Below are 17,165 nucleotides of genomic sequence, written 5' to 3' on the forward strand. Positions count from 1 at the left end.
CCCTTTGACGTTTGCCGGCAACATAGGCGGGCAGTGCTGCAACCACAATGGCGCAGGCCTTACTCTGCGGCACTCTGTGCGCTTGCACCATTGTCAGGGCGGATGAAACAGCTACAAGATTAAATTATGAACAACCAAACCCTTCTCACCGGTCAAGTTCTGACCTTTGACGGCAACCCTTTTGAAACCGCGTGGGACGACTGCGTGCACATCAATTCATCCGGCGCGGTTTTGCTGGAGGGGGCAAAAATTGCCGCTGTTGGCGATGCTGCGGTTTTAAAGGCCGATCACCCGCAGGCGAGGCAGGTATCCTATGGCCAAGACCTGATTTGCCCAGGTTTTGTGGATGCCCATGCGCATTACCCGCAGACAGCGATGATCGCCAGCTGGGGCAAACGGCTGATCGACTGGCTGAACACCTATACCTTCCCAGAGGAGGCGCGCTTTGGCGATCCTGAATATGCGACCGCCATTGCCCAGCGGTATCTGGATCTAACCGCAGCGAATGGCACCACAACCATTGCCTCTTTTGCCACCATTCACCCCCATAGCGCAGATGCGCTGTTTGCGGCTGCCCACAAACGAGGTCAATCGGTGGTGACAGGCAAAACCTGCATGGATCGGAACGCGCCAGATGATTTGCGCGACACTGCCCAATCAGCATATGACGACAGCAAGGCCCTGATTAATCGCTGGCACGGCAAGGGGCGCGCAAAATATGCAATCACGCCGCGGTTTTCGCCAACATCGACACCAGAGCAGCTGAATGCCTTGGGCGCCCTTTGGGCCGAAAACCCCAGTTGCCTGATGCAAACCCACCTCAGCGAGCAACCCGATGAAATCGAATGGGTACAAGGCCTTTACCCAGATGCGCGGGATTATCTGGACACTTATGAAAGCCACGGCTTGCTGGGGGCGCGTGGCCTTTACGGCCATGCCATCCACCTGACCCCAAGAGAGATTGACAGATTGGCCGAAGTACAGGGCCGCGTGATCCATTGCCCGACATCCAATGCCTTTATCGGCTCGGGCGCGTTAGACTTGCCTGCATTGGCGCAACGTCAGATCCCGCTGGGTCTGGCCACGGATACAGGTGGCGGATCATCCTTTTCGATGTTGCGGACGATGGCGGCCGCCTATGAGGCGGCGCAGCACCACGGCCATGCGCTTCATGCGGCCCAGCTGATGTGGCTGGCAACGGCAGGGTCGGCCAACAGCCTGCACATGTCAGATGAAATCGGCAGCCTAAAGGCAGGAAACTATGCCGATATCACCGTTCTGGACCTGAAATCGACCGAAGCAATCTCACAACGTGCAAATCGCTCGGGCTCGGTTTGGGAAGATGTGTTTGCGACGATCATGCTAGGCGATGATCGCGCCATTCGCGAGACATGGATCGCGGGCGCCAGCAGGCAATCCTGACACCCGCAGCCAATGTGACCATTAGCAATTTTTCGCGGCCACCAACATCACCCAATATTCGCCGACTTTGGCCATACCAAAGTGCTGCGCCTTGTTGTTTACCATGTTGCGGTAGTGTCCAGGTGATGTGCGCCAGCCTTCGATTGTTCTGGCCTGACTGCTATAACCTTTGCTGATGTTTTCACCAATCGTGCACCAGCGATAACCGCCGCGCGTTGCGCGCTTGCCTGCTGTTGATCCATCGCTTCCTTGATGGGCAAAGAATTTATTCTTTGCCATATCTTGGGCATGAACACGCGCAATAGCATCAAGCCTAGCATTGCGTTGCAAACCACCCAGCCCAACACGTGCGCGAATTGCATTGATCTGCGCCCCCGCAGACCCTGCAGCAACAGGGCCACTGTTTGCACTTGCCTGTTGGGCCGCCGGAGCAGAACCACTGGAGCTAACAACCACACAGCCAGATAGTGCGAAACAAATTGCCCCGATTATTGCCAAACTTTTCATGCTCGTTCCTTTAACTCGTTTGCCATTTCTTGCTGACGTGCCAGCAGCTGCGGCATGTCTAAGGTAATAACCTTACCATTTCTTACTATGGGACGGCCTTCGACGTATAGATCACGTACCGTTGTCGGGCCCGCCAACAACAAGGCGGCGTGATCCCATGACCCTGCGGCCTCGATACCGCTCATATCCCAAATCGCGATGTCGGCCCGTTTTCCAACCGCCAGACGTCCACAATCTGGCCGGCCTAGAACGTCAGCGCCGCCGCGGGTTGCGATCTCAAGCGCTTCGCGTGCGCTCATCGCGTCGGCGCCCAGCGCCACACGTTGCAACAGCATCGCCTGACGCGCCTCGGACACGAGGTTCCCCGCATCATTGCTCGCAGAGCCATCAACGCCCAATCCCACGGGAACACCTGCGTCCCGCATGTGCCGCAGCGGTGCAATGCCGCTGCCCAAACGGCAATTGGAACAGGGGCAATGGGCAACGCCAGTGCCCGTTTTCGCAAATAGCGCGATCTCGGACGGGTCCAGCTTTACGCAATGCGCATGCCACACGTCTGGCCCTACCCAGCCCAAAGATTCGGCGTATTCCCCAGGTCTGCACCCAAAGGTTTCCAGGGAATAGGCAATGTCTTCGTCGTTTTCGGCCAGATGCGTGTGCAGCATGACCCCTTTATCACGCCCCAACAGTGCCGCTTGGCGCATCAGCTCTTTGCTGACAGAAAACGGCGAACAAGGCGCGATGCCAACGCGGCACATTGAGCCTTCGCTTGCGTCATGGAAGCTGTCGATCACCCGAATGCAGTCTTCGAGAATAGCGTTTTCATTTTCGACCAATGCATCAGGTGGCAAGCCGCCGCTACTTTCCCCGATGCTCATCGCGCCGCGCGTGGGGTGGAACCGCAGGCCCAGTTCGGCCGCCGCATGAATCGTATCCTCTAGGCGAGATCCGTTTGGATAAAGATAGAGATGATCCGAGCTAAGCGTGCACCCAGACAATGCCAGCTCTGCCAACCCCACCTGCGCCGAAACATGCATGTGGTCGGGGGTAAATTTCTGCCAGATCGGATAAAGCGTGCGCAGCCAGCCAAATAGCAAGGCATCCTGCCCCCCTGGCACGGCTCGGGTCATGCTTTGGTACAGGTGGTGGTGTGTGTTCACCAACCCCGGGGTGAGCAAGCATCCTTTGACAGGAACAACGTCGCAGCCTGCGGGCGCAACAAGGTTTTCACCGATCTGCGCAATCACGCCGTCCTGAATAAGGATATCATGGTTAGAAAGCTCTCGCCGCTTATCATCCATCGTCAGGATAATACTAGCCCCCTGAAGCAGAGTGGCGCTCATCGCTGAGTTTCTTTGCGCAAAATTTCTAACGCTTCGGCGTGAATGTCGCTGTTGGCTGCGGCGATAACGCGTCCACCTTGATGGGCTGGACCGCCGTCCCAATCAGTCACCACGCCACCTGCTGCCTCGATCAAGGCAAGCGGCCCTTGAATGTCATAGGGTTGCAGGCAGGCTTCGATCACTAAATCGATCTGACCAGAAGCAACCAAAGCATAGGCATAGCAATCCATCCCATATCGGGTGAGCAAGGCATTCTTTGCAACCGCGTGGAACGCGGCACCTTCCTCGGGGCTGCCGACCTCGGGAAAGGTGGTGAACACAATTGCCTCGGACAACGGGCGCGGCTTGCGTGTTTGAAGGGGCTGCAGTTTCTCTGCGCGAATCAATGTGGCACCTTCAGGCGAGCCGATAAAACGCTCTGCGATGTAGGGTTGATCGACGATGCCGATAAACGGCCCTGCCTCATCCCCAACAGCGATCAGAACACCCCATGTTGGTGTGCCCGAAACGAAACCGCGTGTCCCATCAATGGGGTCCAGAACCCAAGTGAGCCCTGTTGTTCCGACTTTGGTGCCCAATTCTTCCCCCAGAATACCGTCTTGGGGGCGCTGTTCATCCAAAATGGCGCGCATTGCGGCCTCACCAGCGCGATCAGCTTCGGTGACGGGGTCATACCCTTCGGGCAGCTTATTGTCGGTTCCCAAATTTGCGCTGCGAAAATAGGGTAAAATTGCAGCTCTTGCCGCATCAGCCAACAGATGGGCAACGCGGGTCAATTCGGCGGTAAGCTCGGGATCATTTCTCATCCGTCTATGGTCTCATTCTGGCGCACATCATGCAACCAGTTGAACTGCCCTAGGTCTGAGATTCAGGAAATTTCGCAAAGGGTTCAGACCGCTCCCTAAAGAGGCTCTCCCAACACCCTTGCTAAATCGAAAATGCGGCGGCGCTCGCTTTCGGGAACTGAATAATAGGTCCGAACAAGGTCCATTGCTTCTTTTTGGTTCTCTTGCTTAACGGCGATACTGCAGGGCAACGGATCTTGAGATTGCTCCTCGCCCCCTATTCCCTGAAAGAAGGTTTCGATCGGGACATTCAAGGCTTGGGAAATATCCCAAAGACGAGACGCACTCACACGGTTTGCACCTGTTTCGTACTTTTGGATTTGCTGAAACTTTATCCCAACAATTTCCGCAAGGCGTTGCTGCGTCATTCCCAAAAGAAAGCGCCGCTGCCGTATGGCTTTGCCAACATGTAGATCCACAACGTGTACCATAAACTATTCTTCTACCATCCGAAAAACTGTCGTCGAAACGTTTCAAAATTTTTCCGCCGCGATAAAATGCAGCAGACAGACGCAATAAAAAAGCGCCCAAAATTGCAATTATGCGACAACCTACAAGGGCATCCGGCGTTAGAGAACCGATGTTTTTAGGAAAACAGAAAGTTAATATTCGCAACAATTGGCGGAAAGGGCCCACCCCCTATCGCCTTTAGAAGGCTATAAAGCCGATCACCTAATCGCTTAAAAACAATACGTTAGGGCAAATTAATTTCAAAAAACCCACCCCCCAAAAAAAGGGAAAACGATTGCCCATTTGATCAAATTCAATGTGCAAGATTATTTTTCCCCGCTTAATTTTTACCCATCCTGTTCTTTAAAAACCGCACCAAGCTCAATAAAGCCTCTGATGTCTTTCCCTCTGCTTGGTACAGGTTGATTTTCTGCTCGGGCAGTTCTGGCAATGCCCCACCGTGTTTGATCGGTGTCAGGTTTTGCGGCTCGGTTCCCTCAATCGCGGTATGAATGGCCAAATCAGCACTGACAGTGGCATGGATGGCGCTGTCATTGTCGGTTTCCAACAACATCTGCCACCCGATATCGGCCTCATCCAATGCCGCCACCGCCTGTGGGCGGAAGGTACACAGGCGCCCATATGCGATACTTAGCGGGCGTTGCCGCCACGCCGCGCCCCCCGGTGCGCCGACCCAACGCAAGGGGCGTTCGGCAAGGGTCACACCACCCGAATCAAGCTTGGTTTCCGTTGTTAGAATGATATCGCATTCGCCCTTCGCGAACATCGATTTGAGAGTTCTGGTGTTTGAGGATTCAAGCAGCACCCGAACAGATGGGTGGGCCGCGTTAAACTGTTTGAGAACTTCGGGGATAGCGGGATAGACGATATCATGCGGCACCCCTAGGCGCAGCGTTGCTGCGGGCTCTTGCACGGTTAGCTTCGTCACGGCTTCGTCATTCATGGCCACCATACGGCGGGCGTATTTCAAAAGGTGATCACCATTCGCCGTAAAGGCGATTCCCCGCCCTGTCCGATCCAGCAGATCAACGCCCAGCAGTTCTTCCAGCCGTTTGAGCTGCATCGAGACCGCCGATTGGGTCAAATTCAAAAAACCAGCGGCGCGGGTGACCCCGCCAGCGTCAGCAACGGCAACCAACGCGCGCAGTGTTGCGATATCAAGATTTCTCATTCATCACCAATCCATATGCATTTCATCAATAACATTCATTTCCATGATGAATGAAGATGCGCCATATATCAAGCATCGAAATGAAACAGAGAAACACATCACAGAAATTGGAGAATGACATGCGTATCGCCCTCTCAAGCCCCGTTCAAAATTCACACCGTCCCCGTCTTTCGCTAAATTCCGCCCTTGCGTTATGGCGCAGCCGCCGTGCGCTGGCCTCATTATCCCAAGAGCAGCTCAGAGACGTCGGGCTATGCGCAAACGAGGCCCATGTCGAAGCCTCTCGCCCGATTTGGGACGCGCCAGCCTCTTGGAAGTGCTAATCAAAGGCAAAACCCCAGTGAAAAACCTTGAAATCAGGGCGGTGTGACACGATATTGCACGTGTCCCCGCCCAAAACCTTTGGGTGACCAGTTTTAGGAGTTTTAAATGGCAGACGTGAATACAATCCGGACAAGTGCCGGCAGCCGCACAGCCGCGATTGATGAAGGCCTGCGCGCCCACATGAGCAAAGTTTACGGTACAATGTCCGTAGGTATGCTGATTACTTTTGCAGCCGCATGGGCCATTGCTGGCCTTGCAGTTACATCTGACCCAGCAGGTGCCACCATGGCATTGCGTGAGGGGCAGTATCTAACCGGTTTGGGTCAGGCTCTTTATGCTTCCCCGCTGAAATACCTAATCATGTTTGCGCCGCTTTTGTTTGTCTTTGGCTTTGGTGCCGCGATTAACCGCATCTCGGCTGCTGCTGCGCAGATGATGTTCTACGTATTCGCCTTTGTGATGGGCCTGTCGATGAGCTCGATCTTCCTTGTGTTCACGGGCGTTTCGATCATTCAGGTTTTCTTGGTCACTTCCATCGCTTTTGCTGGCCTGTCCCTCTGGGGCTACACCACGAAAAAGGACATCTCCGGTTGGGGTAGCTTCTTGATCATGGGTGTGATTGGTCTGATCGTTGCCTCCATCGTCAGCATGTTCTTCCCGAACCCTGCGTTGGTTTTTGCGATCTCTGCGATCGGTGTGCTGATCTTTGCTGGCCTTACAGCTTATGACACGCAGCGTATCAAAACCGACTACATCGCGCACGCACAGCACGGCGATACGGAATGGTTGGGCAAATCCGCCATCATGGGCGCGCTGAGCCTGTATCTGAACTTTATCAACATGTTCATGATGTTGCTGCAGCTGTTCGGCAGCCGCGAGTAATCGCCGCCACATTGCACGACAATCAAAGCCGCTCCTTCGGGGGCGGCTTTTTTTCATGGGAGAGACCGATGCTAGAGCTAAGACCAAACTGCGAGATGTGTGATCGTGACCTGCCGCCAGAGAGCGCAGATGCGCGTATCTGTACCTATGAGTGCACCTTTTGCGCTGACTGCGTCGAAACGGTTTTGCATAATGTTTGTCCGAACTGTGGAGGTGGTTTTGTCCCCCGCCCCATCAGGCCCAAAACGGCCCACCGTGACGGCACTGGCCTGCGCCACCACCCAGCAGGCATCAAACGGCGCAAGCTAAAGTGGACCACAGCGGACATCAGCGCCTTTGTCGCGAAACGCAGACATATCACGCCAGAAGATCGCTAAAGCGCCTCAAACCCCTGCACAAAGGCACGTACCTCGCGCAGGCTTTGCAAGTGGTAAAGCTTCACCCCTTGGCCATGTGCCGAAATGCTATCAACCATCCGCTGCTGCGCGGCGCGGTGGTCTTGCCAGAGGAATTTGAGGAAGGACATCGTCTTTGCGTCAAACCGCTGCACGCAATCAACGGGCATATCGGGGCGCGAACGCCCTCTGTAGTGAAACGTGCGGCGTATCACCCGCCACAGGCGGAGCGAAAGGGGCAGATCGAGCCAGATCAGCATATCGCAACGCGCCATTCGGTTGGGGAAGGTTTCGGATATCACGCCTTCAATCACCCAACTGTCTTTTGCTTCTATTTCAGCAACGCGCGCCAGTTTTTCCGCCTCTGGTCTTTGGGCCCAATTGGGCATCCAGAAAATCTGATCCAGATGAAATACAGGCAGACCAGTTTTCGCGCCAATCTGTAGCGCCAAAGTCGACTTTCCAGCGCCCCCGCTTCCCACGATCATGATACGTCTCACAGAAACCCCTCCCCCAAAAACGCAAAAAGCCGCGCAAACTGCGCGGCTTTAACTGCATCAAAGAATGGCGATCTTACTTGATCTTGCCTTCTTTGTATTCAACGTGCTTGCGCGCAACGGGGTCGTATTTTTTGATGACCATTTTTTCGGTCATGGTGCGTGCGTTCTTTTTGGTTACGTAGAAGTGGCCTGTGCCCGCGGACGAGTTCAGACGGATCTTGATCGTGGTTGGCTTAGCCATTTTATCTTCTCCTGTGCAGCGGCACGCCCATTTGGCGCGCGCGCGTAATCTGTGTTCATCGGCTTCTACCTTCGCAACCGCCTGAGTCAACCCCGTATTGCAATTAGGGGCCCTTGGAGGGCGAAATTTTCACTCTTGGAAAGCGGATATTTGCGCGGAGGGCCTATAAGCCGGATTTTGTCCCGATGAAACGTTTGCACGCCTCATCATAGATGACCATTCCTCTGACCATGTCGTTGCCGACACAGCTACAGCCGCCAACCCGGACCTGCTGGAGCATAAGAAGCTCCGCCGGTTGCCCGAAGACAAACGCGGCACGCGGTCCCTATTTGGCGTTGCTCCCAGTGGGGCTTGCCTTGCCGCTGCTGTTACCAGCCGCGCGGTGGGCTCTTACCCCACCGTTTCACCCTTACCCTTCCCGCAGGAAGGGCGGTTTATTTTCTGTGGCGCTTTCCGTCGGGTTACCCCGCCCGGGCGTTACCCGGCACCGTCTCTTATTGGAGTCCGGACTTTCCTCCCTGTCACCCGAAGATGACACAGCAGCCATCCAGCCCTCCGCGCAAGGCGGGATTTACGCGGTTGATGGGGTTGGGGTCAATGGCGGGTTTGCGCAAAGCTGGTCAAAGGACAAAGTCTGCGCGGCATAGTGGCCCCCTGCGCCAAGGCGCGCGACGCAAGCGGGTGCTGGTGAGCAGATCCCCAAAAGGAGCCTCGGCACTAAATCCCGCCTCTTTGGCCGCCAAACGAAAGGCCCCTTCATCCAACGCGCCAACCTCGCGTTGCTGGGCTGGGGCAGCCAGTCCAAGGCGCTCTAGCCGAAGCCAGTCAAAATGGGCACCAGGGTCGCTTTTTCGCCCCGGAGCCATGTCGGAGTGGCCGATGACCCCTTCGGGACCAATATGCCACCGCTGCATGATCCCTTTGATCAGCACCTCAAGCGCGTCCATCTGCGCAGCAGCAAACGGGTGATTGCCGCGATTGTCCAATTCAATCCCGATAGAACGCGAATTGATGTCGTCCTCGCCCTGCCACTCACCCGCGCCTGCGTGCCATGCGCGCAGGTCCTCTTGGACCATCTGGGTGACGGTTCCTTGTGGGTCAATCAGGTAATGCGCCGAGACTTCGGCAACAGGGTCGCACAGCCGTTCAATCGCGGCCTCGGCGCTGTCCATTGCGGTGTAATGTATGACGATCAGCTTCGGTTGCAGCCCGTCCCTGCGCGGTCCGCAATTCGGAGATTGCCGAAAGACCACATCTGTTTGGGGCATTAGTTGCCCAAAGTGCGGTAAACCGATGGATCCCATGAACAGGCATAGCCATCCCCATCAGGGTCCATACCGTTACGGTCTTTCTGGGGACCACCTGCGGCCAAAAACTCTGACTGCGCCTGATCGAGGTGCGGGAATTTCCCACAGCTGCGTTCAAATTTCTTCGTCGCGTTAAAGCGGCTCCGCTTATACAGTTTGGTGCCAACGGGATGCGAGCTGGCCAAAGCATAGGCCACGATGTTCGGGCCCGTTTCAGACCGCTCAGGCAGGGCTTGGGGCTGGATCACCTGATATTGTGCGCGGTTGGCAGCGATGCGCGCGGCATCGCTTTCGATGCTGCGCTGGCCTGTAACAGCGTCAAAGCTGTTTTCCTGACTGATGCCAGTCGCGCTGTTAACCACCGCTGGCGGCGGGTTGGACGGGCTTGCCTCAACAGGTGGCACGCCTGAATTTGCCGCAGCAGCGGCCAGACGCTCTGCGTCAGCGGGCTGGCCCGTTTGCGCAAGGATTGCAGTGGTCTGAGCTGCCGTATCAGCCGCGGACCCTGTCGCAGGCAGACTTCGTGCACTTACACCTGGTGCGGCTGGGACGGTTTGCTGGCCCGTTGTCAGCGCAACATCGCGATTGGCGCGCTGTGCGTCGAATGTTTGGTCAAACCCAACGCCAAAACGGCTATCCTCAGGCGCTGCCGGTTGACAGGCCGCCACAGCAGCCAAGGCACATGCCCCTAGCACAAATCGAACACTCATCATCTCAAAAGCCTGCATCATCTGTTACGCATTGGCGCCGTTTACCACCATTTGTTTGGTTTGGCTACAAAACCTGCCGCTTGTTCAAGCGCATAGGCGGAAGATAGCAAATCGGCTTCCTCCCACGGGCGGCCGATCAACTGGAGACCCAAGGGCAAACCCTGACTGTCAGTCCCTGTTGGTACCGCGATCCCGGGAAGGCCAGCGAGGTTCACCGTGACGGTGAAAACATCGTTTAGATACATTTTGATCGGGTCTGCATCCGTCATTTCACCAAGGCCAAAGGCCGCTGACGGTGTTGCTGGCGTCAGGATGCTGTCGATGCCTGCTGCGAACACGTCGTCAAAGTCTTTCTTGATCAACGCACGTACACGGCGGGCACGGTTATAGTAGGCATCGTAGAAACCTGCGGACAAAACATATGTCCCAACCATCACGCGGCGCTGCACCTCAGAGCCAAAGCCCTCGGCGCGGGTTTTTTCGTACATCTCGGTGATGCCGTCCCCTGCGTCCAGCTTGGCGCGGTGGCCATACCGCACACCATCATAGCGCGCGAGGTTCGAAGAAGCCTCGGCTGGGGCGATCACGTAATAGGCTGGCAATGCGTATTTGGTGTGCGGCAGAGAGATTTCGACAATCTCGGCGCCTGCGTCTTTCAGCATGGCTGTGCCATCCGCCCAGAGCTTTTCGATCTCGGCGGGCATGCCGTCCATGTGGTATTCTTTTGGGATACCGATCTTTTTGCCGCGAATATCGCCTGTCAGGGCCGCCTCAAAATTCGGCACTGGCAGATCCATGCTGGTGCTGTCTTTTGGATCATAGCTGGCCATCGCTTCGAGCATGATCGCCGCGTCGCGCACGGATTTGGTCATCGGCCCCGCCTGATCCAGCGAAGAGGCAAAGGCCACAACGCCCCAGCGGGAACAACGGCCATAGGTTGGTTTGATCCCAACCGTACCCGTAAACGCCGCTGGCTGGCGGATGGAACCGCCCGTATCCGTCCCCGTTGCCGCAAGGCATAGATCAGCCGCAACCGCAGCCGCAGACCCACCGGACGAGCCACCCGGTGTGAGCGGTGTTTCTTCGTTCCCACGACGCCACGGGCTAACCGCGTTGCCGTATGTCGATGTCTCGTTAGATGACCCCATCGCGAATTCATCCATGTTGAGCTTGCCCAACATAACAGCACCCGCGTCAGCCAAGTTTTGGCTCACGGTAGATTCGTATTCGGGCTTGAACCCCTCCAGAATGCGCGACCCTGCTTGGGAAGGCACACCTTTGGTGCAGAACAGATCTTTCATGCCGATTGGCAGGCCGCACATTGCGGGCGCATCATCGTTGCCCTTAAGGCGTTCGTCAGCCGCGGCTGCGCGCTCCATCGCAATTTCGGGCGTCTGGTGGACAAAAGCGTTCAACGCCCCCGCACCTTCAATCGCCTTCAGGCAGGCTTCGGTCAGCTCTTTTGAGGTTGTTTCACCTTTGCGCAGGGCATCACGTGCTTCGGCAAGGCCAAGTTTGTTCAGTTCAGTCATTATTCAACCACCTTCGGCACAGCAAAGAACCCTTCACGCGCATCTGGCGCATTTTTCAAAATCGCTTCCTGCTGTTCGCCATCTGCAACTACATCCTCGCGGCGTTTCAAACGCTGCGGTGTTACCGAGGTCATAGGTTCGACCCCTTCGATATCCACTTCGCCCAATTGTTCGATGAAGCCGAGAATCGTGTTAAATTCCTGTGCCAGCTCGGGCAGAGCTTCAGGTTCAACTTTGATACGGGCCAGTTTTGCAACCCGCGCGGCGGTGCTTTCATCAATCGACATAGGTTTTCCTCATCTACTTATTTGTCCTGTACCCCCCTCGCGCCGCTGCCGCAAGTCACACAGGCGGCCAAGCGGCAGACTGCCTGTGAATTTTTACCCCCTGCCCGCGCCATACGCGATCCACGGGTCAAACAGGTGGCATTACCAGCGCATCACAGGGAGAGCCCGAGGGTGGACAGCTCATTCCATTTGTGAGCCGCAAAAAAGGGTAACGTCTAAGCCGCCAATTAGCCTCGCTTGGCGCCGAAAAATTCTTTGAGCAAAATCGCCGCTTCTTGCTCCGCGATCCCGTCATACACTTCGGGTACGTGGTGGCATTGTGAATGTGAAAACACCCGTGGCCCCAGTGCTACGCCGCCTGATTTCGGGTCTGACGCGCCATAATACAGGCGTTCGATCCGCGCATGAGCAATAGCACCAGCGCACATCGGGCATGGCTCTAGGGTGACATAGAGATCGCAACCGATCAGCCGTTCGCTGTTCAGCTTTTCACAGGCGGCGCGAATGGCCAATATTTCGGCGTGGGCTGTTGGATCGTTGGTTTCGCGGGTGCGATTGCCCTCTTGTGCTATGACTTTGCCCTTTGGGCAAACAATGACAGCCCCCACAGGCACTTCCCCCCGCGCAGCTGCTGCGCGGGCCTCTTTCAGAGCGGTATCCATAAACGACGTAAAGGCCATGGGTCTAAATGGGGTTAAAACCCTCCCTTTCGCAAGGGGGGCGGTTACGCTATGGCTCTTGTTATGAATGATACTCCCTCCTCTGCGCCAAAGGGCGACCGCATCGCAAAGACGTTATCACGGGCTGGTGTAGCCAGCCGGCGTGAGGCCGAGCGGATGATTGAAGCTGGCCGCGTTTCGGTCAACGGGCAGGTCATCACCTCGCCCGCGCTGAACGTGACCGAAGCGGATCGCATCAGCGTTGATGGCAAACCCGTTGGCCCTGCCGAACCCGCGCGGATGTGGCTCTATCACAAACCCACAGGGCTGGTGACATCGGACAGCGATGAAAAGGGTCGCCAGACGATCTATGACACATTGCCAGACGATCTGCCGCGCGTGATGAGCATTGGACGCCTTGATCTAAATTCCGAAGGGTTGTTGCTGCTGACCAATGATGGTGGCGTGAAACGCTTGCTCGAGCTGCCCTCAACCGGATGGTTGCGCCGTTACCGCGTACGCGTGAATGGGCGCCCCACGGACGAAGATCTGGAGCCGCTGCGCAAAGGAATCATCGCAGATGGTGAACCGTTCCAGCCGATGGAAGTGGTTTTGGACCGCCAGCAAGGCGCGAATGCGTGGCTCACTGTTGGACTGCGCGAGGGGAAAAACCGCGAAATCCGCCGTGCAATGGATGAAATCGGGCTTAGTGTGAACCGCTTGTTGCGCGTCAGCTATGGACCTTTCCAGCTCGGCGATCTGAAACCGGGGTCTGTAGAAGAAGTGCGCCGCAAGGTTTTGCGGGATCAACTGGGTGCGGATGCGGAAAAACTGTTGGGCGCCCCTCCTTCTGCCCCGACACAGGTTAAGCGCAGCTTTAAACGCAAAACACCCTTTAAGGGTGAGTTCGGTGGCCCAGGCAGACCAGGGCGCCCCAAGCCGCCAGAGGAAGTGGAAACAGCACGGCCAAAACGCGGAAAAGGCTACAAGCCCAGCCGCCCCGACAAAGCGACCCGAGAGGCCGCGCGCCGTGCGGAAGGCAAATCACCGCCCCGCGGCGCAACCGCGTCAAAACCACGCAAATTCAGCAGCTCTGCCAGTAAATCGCGCGGTTCGGCCTCGCCTAAAACGCCGCGCCAGAAATAGGTTAGAAAAATAGGACTATCCGCAGCCCTATGATAGGCGGGTAATCAAGGCAAAAACCCCGACACAGGCTAAGGCTCCTAAAAGGAATCGCATGCGTTTGCGGTTTTTTGAGGCAACGCTTTTCAGCCTTTTGGGTTTGCGTTGGTCTGTCAGTTTTCTTTGTTGCATTGCATTATCACCCTTCCCGAACGGCCCCCAAGAGCAAGCAAACAACCAACTGTTAACCAGAGATAGGGAATTTTTTGCGCTGCTTTCCCCCTGTGGCTGAATTCACATTGAAACATCCCTGAGGTAAAGGGACAGTATAAAGCAGCAATTTATTGACACGAAGGAATCTCCATGGCCGACCTGCTGACATTTGAAAATCTGGGCAACCTAATCATGCTATGCTTTTTGCAGGCTGTTCTAGGCTTTGATAACTTGCTGTATATCTCGATCGAGAGCCAGCGCGCGCCCGTTGCCCAACAGGCGGCTGTGCGCAAATGGGGAATCATCCTTGCCGTTGCGCTGCGCATTGTTCTGCTGTTTGTGATGATCAAAGCGATTGATGCGATGGCCGAGCCGTTCTTTATCCTGAATTGGGAAGGCGTGCTAACGGGGGGTGTGAACTTTGCCACTTTGGTCTTTATCATCGGGGGGGCATTCATCATGTACACCGCCGTAAAAGAGATCAGCCACATGTTGGCCATTGAACACCTCAATACGGACCTCGGCAGCAAATCTGGCAAATCAGCTGCCAAGGTTGTTGGGCTGATTGTTTTGATGAACCTGATCTTCTCGTTTGACTCGGTCTTGTCCGCCCTTGCGATTACAGATGTGTTTGTGATCCTCGCAACCGCCATCATCCTTTCCGGCCTCGCAATGCTTCTACTGGCCGAGCGCGTTACCCAATTCCTAGAGGCGAACCGCATGTACGAGGTTTTGGGCCTGTTCATCCTGTTGATCGTCGGCATTGTTTTGCTGGGCGAAGCCGGTCAGGCGGCATCCCACGCGATGCATGATCCGTCGCTTGCCCTGAAATTCTTTGGCTACGAAGTCATCCCGATGTCCAAAACCACCTTCTATTTCAGCGTGTTGGTATTGGTTGCGGTTGAGATCATTCAATCGGGCTATACCCGCAAATTGAATGCAGAACGCCGCACAGGGCAGAAGCACTAGAAACCGCCTATCGGGCTGTTATGTTAATGATAGCAGCAATTCTAAACGCATCGATTATCCGGAGGGTCTATGGGACCTAGAGCATTTCAAAAAACCGCCTATGTCGCACTGATCGTGTTACTCTTTGGCGTAAGCTCTGGCTGGATCGGGGGGCTATAAGCATGGCAAAGCAATTTGGCGGCAAATATAGCCCTGATGGTGGTCAAGTCGTGAGCGGTGAAAACCGCCCACGCAGCCGCCGTATTGATGTGGACCCTGTTGGCGGGCGGGCAAATGTGTTGTTTGTTCCCGCCATCGTTCTGATCGCGACCAATTTTGGCAGCGGCGCAATCGCCTTTACCGCCGCGATATTGGGTGCCCTATCGCTTACCCTCGCTGCGTGGTTGTTGCGCAGCGGCATCCGCGCCGAAGCAGCATATAACGAACGCAAGGTCGCGCGCCGCCCTGCCATGCCCCGCAAGATCATGGCGGCAGCCCTGAGCGGGATTGGCACGGCTTTGGCCGTTATCGCCCATTCCGACGGTGTTGATATCCTGTCGCCGATCCTGTTTGGCGTCATCGCTTCGGGCTTGCACATTGCCGCCTTTGGGTTGGACCCCTTGCGCAACAAAGGGATGGACGGCATCGACACCTTCCAACAGGACCGCGTCGCGCGTGTTGTTGATGAAGCTGAAAAGCACCTATCAACGATGAGCGAAACCATCCTGCGTGCAGGTGATCGCCAATCCGTTGCCCGTTTGGAAGATTTCCAAGATACGGCGCGCGAATTAATCCGCACCGTCGAAGAAGACCCGCGCGACCTAACCGCTGCGCGCAAATACCTTGGCGTTTATTTAAAGGGCGCGCGCGATGCCACGTCCAAGTTCGCGGATATCTATTCGCGCACGCAAGACGCCCAAGCCCGTACAGATTATCTGGCTCTTCTCGATGACCTCGAAAAGAACTTTGCCGCCCGTAACCGTAAATCGCTGCTCGAAGATCGCGGCGACCTGAATGTAGAAATCGATGTGCTGCGCGAGCGGCTGTCACGCGAAGGCGTGCGTTTGGATTAATCCGCGCCACAGTAACAAGGAATATATAATGTCTGAGAATGTCCGCGAAAAAGCTGCTCAATCCCTCGCCATGGTTGAGGAAGTGACCGCAGTAATCCTGCCAGAACCAACCGATGCAAATGCTGTTGTTACCTTGGAGCAAGCTGACGCACCACAAAGCGCCGAAATCCGCTCTCGTATGGAAGAGCTGGACATGGCGGATACACAATCCATCATCAGCTTTGGCTCTGCCGCTCAAGCCGAGCTTCAGGAAATCTCGCAGGCGATGTTGCAGGATGTGCGCAACAAAGACGTTGGACCAGCGGGCGACAGCCTGCGCGGAATCGTCACCACCATTCGCGGCTTTTCTGTTTCCGAACTGGACGTGCGCCGCGAGCGCAGCTGGTGGGAAAAACTGATCGGCCGCGCCGCGCCGTTTGCGAAATTCACTGCGAAGTTTGAAAAGGTTCAGGGCCAGATCGACAAGATCACAGACAACCTGCTGAGCCACGAACACACGCTGCTGAAAGACATCAAATCGCTGGATATGCTCTATGAAAAGACGCTTCAGTTTTATGATGAACTCGCGCTTTACATCGCAGCGGGTGAGGCCAAGCTGGCCGAACTGGACGCAACTGTGATCCCAGCCAAAGAGGCTGATGTTCAGGCCGCAGCCGAAGAAGATCAGGTGATGGTTGCCCAAGAGCTGCGCGATCTGCGCGCCGCACGCGATGATCTGGAACGCCGCGTTCACGACCTGAAACTGACCCGTCAGGTCACGATGCAATCCCTGCCCTCGATCCGTTTGGTTCAGGAAAACGACAAGAGCCTCGTGACCAAGATTAACTCGACCCTCGTGAACACCGTTCCGCTGTGGGAAACGCAGCTGGCACAGGCCGTCACCATCCAACGCTCTGCCGAAGCCGCCGCCGCCGTGCGCGAAGCCAACGATCTGACGAATGAGCTGCTGACATCCAACGCGAAAAACCTGCGCGACAGCAACAAGATCATCCGCGAAGAAATGGAACGCGGTGTGTTCGATATCGAAGCGGTCAAAGCAGCCAATGCCGACCTGATTGGCACCATCGAAGAGAGCCTGCAAATTGCAGATGAAGGTAAGGCAAAACGCGCCTCTGCTGAAAAAGAGCTCAAAGAAATGGAAGCCAAGCTGCGCGATACGCTTGCCTCTGCCAAGGCCACCAAGACCGGTCTGGGCGATACGGTAAATACCTGA

The 17,165-nt window shown here is 55.9% G+C and carries 20 protein-coding genes and 1 other RNA gene; 8 read left to right on the forward strand and 13 right to left on the reverse strand.

Annotated features, from left to right (window positions below):
- Window positions 1-126 precede the first annotated feature (126 nt).
- On the forward strand, window positions 127-1,422 hold the full coding sequence (guaD, locus tag Z948_RS0103350; protein ID WP_025058163.1) for a guanine deaminase: 1,296 nt from the start codon (window positions 127-129) through the stop codon (window positions 1,420-1,422).
- Between the two features lie 21 nt (window positions 1,423-1,443).
- On the opposite strand, the gene Z948_RS0103355 is transcribed toward guaD, so the two are convergent.
- From Z948_RS0103355 to Z948_RS0103375, 5 genes are all read right to left on the reverse strand, one after another.
- On the reverse strand, window positions 1,444-1,929 hold the full coding sequence (locus Z948_RS0103355) for a CAP domain-containing protein (protein ID WP_025058164.1): 486 nt from the start codon (window positions 1,927-1,929) through the stop codon (window positions 1,444-1,446).
- Window positions 1,926-3,272, reverse strand: a complete 1,347-nt coding sequence (locus tag Z948_RS0103360) for an 8-oxoguanine deaminase (protein ID WP_025058165.1) — start codon at window positions 3,270-3,272, stop codon at window positions 1,926-1,928. The genes Z948_RS0103355 and Z948_RS0103360 overlap by 4 nt, the downstream gene beginning before the upstream one ends.
- Complete coding sequence (locus Z948_RS0103365; protein ID WP_025058166.1) at window positions 3,269-4,078, reverse strand: inositol monophosphatase family protein; 810 nt, start codon at window positions 4,076-4,078, stop codon at window positions 3,269-3,271. Before Z948_RS0103365 ends, Z948_RS0103360 begins: the two co-directional genes overlap by 4 nt.
- Before the next feature lie 95 nt (window positions 4,079-4,173).
- Window positions 4,174-4,548: a helix-turn-helix domain-containing protein gene (locus Z948_RS0103370; RefSeq protein WP_025058167.1), complete on the reverse strand. Its 375-nt coding sequence runs from the start codon at window positions 4,546-4,548 to the stop codon at window positions 4,174-4,176.
- A 359-nt stretch (window positions 4,549-4,907) separates the two neighbouring features.
- Entirely contained in the window at window positions 4,908-5,759 is an 852-nt protein-coding gene (locus Z948_RS0103375; RefSeq protein ID WP_025058168.1) for a LysR family transcriptional regulator, read from the reverse strand.
- Window positions 5,760-5,839: 80 nt separating this feature from the next.
- Here Z948_RS0103375 and Z948_RS18685 point away from each other — a divergent pair, with 80 nt between their 5' ends.
- From Z948_RS18685 to Z948_RS0103385, 3 genes are all read left to right on the forward strand, one after another.
- Window positions 5,840-6,082, forward strand: coding sequence for a DUF1127 domain-containing protein (locus tag Z948_RS18685; RefSeq protein WP_169736154.1), 243 nt, complete (start codon window positions 5,840-5,842; stop codon window positions 6,080-6,082).
- Window positions 6,083-6,188: 106 nt separating this feature from the next.
- Window positions 6,189-6,965: a Bax inhibitor-1/YccA family protein gene (locus tag Z948_RS0103380; protein WP_025058169.1), complete on the forward strand. Its 777-nt coding sequence runs from the start codon at window positions 6,189-6,191 to the stop codon at window positions 6,963-6,965.
- Window positions 6,966-7,033: 68 nt separating this feature from the next.
- Window positions 7,034-7,342 (forward strand): DUF1272 domain-containing protein, encoded by a 309-nt coding sequence (locus tag Z948_RS0103385; protein WP_025058170.1) that lies wholly within the window; start codon window positions 7,034-7,036, stop codon window positions 7,340-7,342.
- On the opposite strand, the gene Z948_RS0103390 is transcribed toward Z948_RS0103385, so the two are convergent.
- The 8 genes from Z948_RS0103390 to Z948_RS0103420 form a co-directional block, all read right to left on the reverse strand.
- Window positions 7,339-7,860: a P-loop NTPase family protein gene (locus Z948_RS0103390; RefSeq protein ID WP_025058171.1), complete on the reverse strand. Its 522-nt coding sequence runs from the start codon at window positions 7,858-7,860 to the stop codon at window positions 7,339-7,341. The two genes, Z948_RS0103385 and Z948_RS0103390, sit on opposite strands and share 4 nt — an antisense overlap.
- Window positions 7,861-7,933: 73 nt before the next feature.
- Window positions 7,934-8,101 (reverse strand): 50S ribosomal protein L33, encoded by a 168-nt coding sequence (gene rpmG, locus Z948_RS0103395; protein ID WP_007119221.1) that lies wholly within the window; start codon window positions 8,099-8,101, stop codon window positions 7,934-7,936.
- A gap of 150 nt (window positions 8,102-8,251) precedes the next feature.
- Window positions 8,252-8,660, reverse strand: an RNA gene (gene rnpB / locus Z948_RS18580) — RNase P RNA component class A.
- A 61-nt stretch (window positions 8,661-8,721) separates the two neighbouring features.
- On the reverse strand, window positions 8,722-9,369 hold the full coding sequence (locus tag Z948_RS17780) for an N-acetylmuramoyl-L-alanine amidase (RefSeq protein ID WP_037951672.1): 648 nt from the start codon (window positions 9,367-9,369) through the stop codon (window positions 8,722-8,724).
- Window positions 9,369-10,139, reverse strand: coding sequence for a hypothetical protein (locus Z948_RS0103405; protein ID WP_342665838.1), 771 nt, complete (start codon window positions 10,137-10,139; stop codon window positions 9,369-9,371). The genes Z948_RS17780 and Z948_RS0103405 overlap by 1 nt, the downstream gene beginning before the upstream one ends.
- A gap of 20 nt (window positions 10,140-10,159) precedes the next feature.
- A complete protein-coding gene (gatA, locus tag Z948_RS0103410; RefSeq protein WP_025058173.1) occupies window positions 10,160-11,650 on the reverse strand; it encodes an Asp-tRNA(Asn)/Glu-tRNA(Gln) amidotransferase subunit GatA in 1,491 nt (496 codons plus the stop codon).
- On the reverse strand, window positions 11,650-11,937 hold the full coding sequence (gene gatC, locus Z948_RS0103415; protein WP_025058174.1) for an Asp-tRNA(Asn)/Glu-tRNA(Gln) amidotransferase subunit GatC: 288 nt from the start codon (window positions 11,935-11,937) through the stop codon (window positions 11,650-11,652). Before gatC ends, gatA begins: the two co-directional genes overlap by 1 nt.
- A gap of 227 nt (window positions 11,938-12,164) precedes the next feature.
- Window positions 12,165-12,617: a nucleoside deaminase gene (locus Z948_RS0103420; protein WP_025058175.1), complete on the reverse strand. Its 453-nt coding sequence runs from the start codon at window positions 12,615-12,617 to the stop codon at window positions 12,165-12,167.
- A 63-nt stretch (window positions 12,618-12,680) separates the two neighbouring features.
- On the opposite strand from Z948_RS0103420, the gene Z948_RS17785 reads away from it, so the two are divergent.
- The 4 genes from Z948_RS17785 to Z948_RS0103445 all read left to right on the forward strand — a co-directional run bounded on the left by Z948_RS17785 (window position 12,681) and on the right by Z948_RS0103445 (window position 17,165).
- Window positions 12,681-13,742: a pseudouridine synthase gene (locus Z948_RS17785; RefSeq protein ID WP_025058176.1), complete on the forward strand. Its 1,062-nt coding sequence runs from the start codon at window positions 12,681-12,683 to the stop codon at window positions 13,740-13,742.
- Window positions 13,743-14,081: 339 nt separating this feature from the next.
- Complete coding sequence (locus tag Z948_RS0103435; RefSeq protein WP_025058177.1) at window positions 14,082-14,900, forward strand: TerC family protein; 819 nt, start codon at window positions 14,082-14,084, stop codon at window positions 14,898-14,900.
- Window positions 14,901-15,061: 161 nt separating this feature from the next.
- Window positions 15,062-15,952, forward strand: coding sequence for a 5-bromo-4-chloroindolyl phosphate hydrolysis family protein (locus tag Z948_RS0103440; protein ID WP_025058178.1), 891 nt, complete (start codon window positions 15,062-15,064; stop codon window positions 15,950-15,952).
- A gap of 28 nt (window positions 15,953-15,980) precedes the next feature.
- A complete protein-coding gene (locus tag Z948_RS0103445) occupies window positions 15,981-17,165 on the forward strand; it encodes a toxic anion resistance protein (protein WP_025058179.1) in 1,185 nt (394 codons plus the stop codon).

This window comes from Sulfitobacter donghicola DSW-25 = KCTC 12864 = JCM 14565, assembly GCF_000622405.1.
GTDB classification, from domain to species: Bacteria; Pseudomonadota; Alphaproteobacteria; order Rhodobacterales; family Rhodobacteraceae; genus Sulfitobacter; species Sulfitobacter donghicola.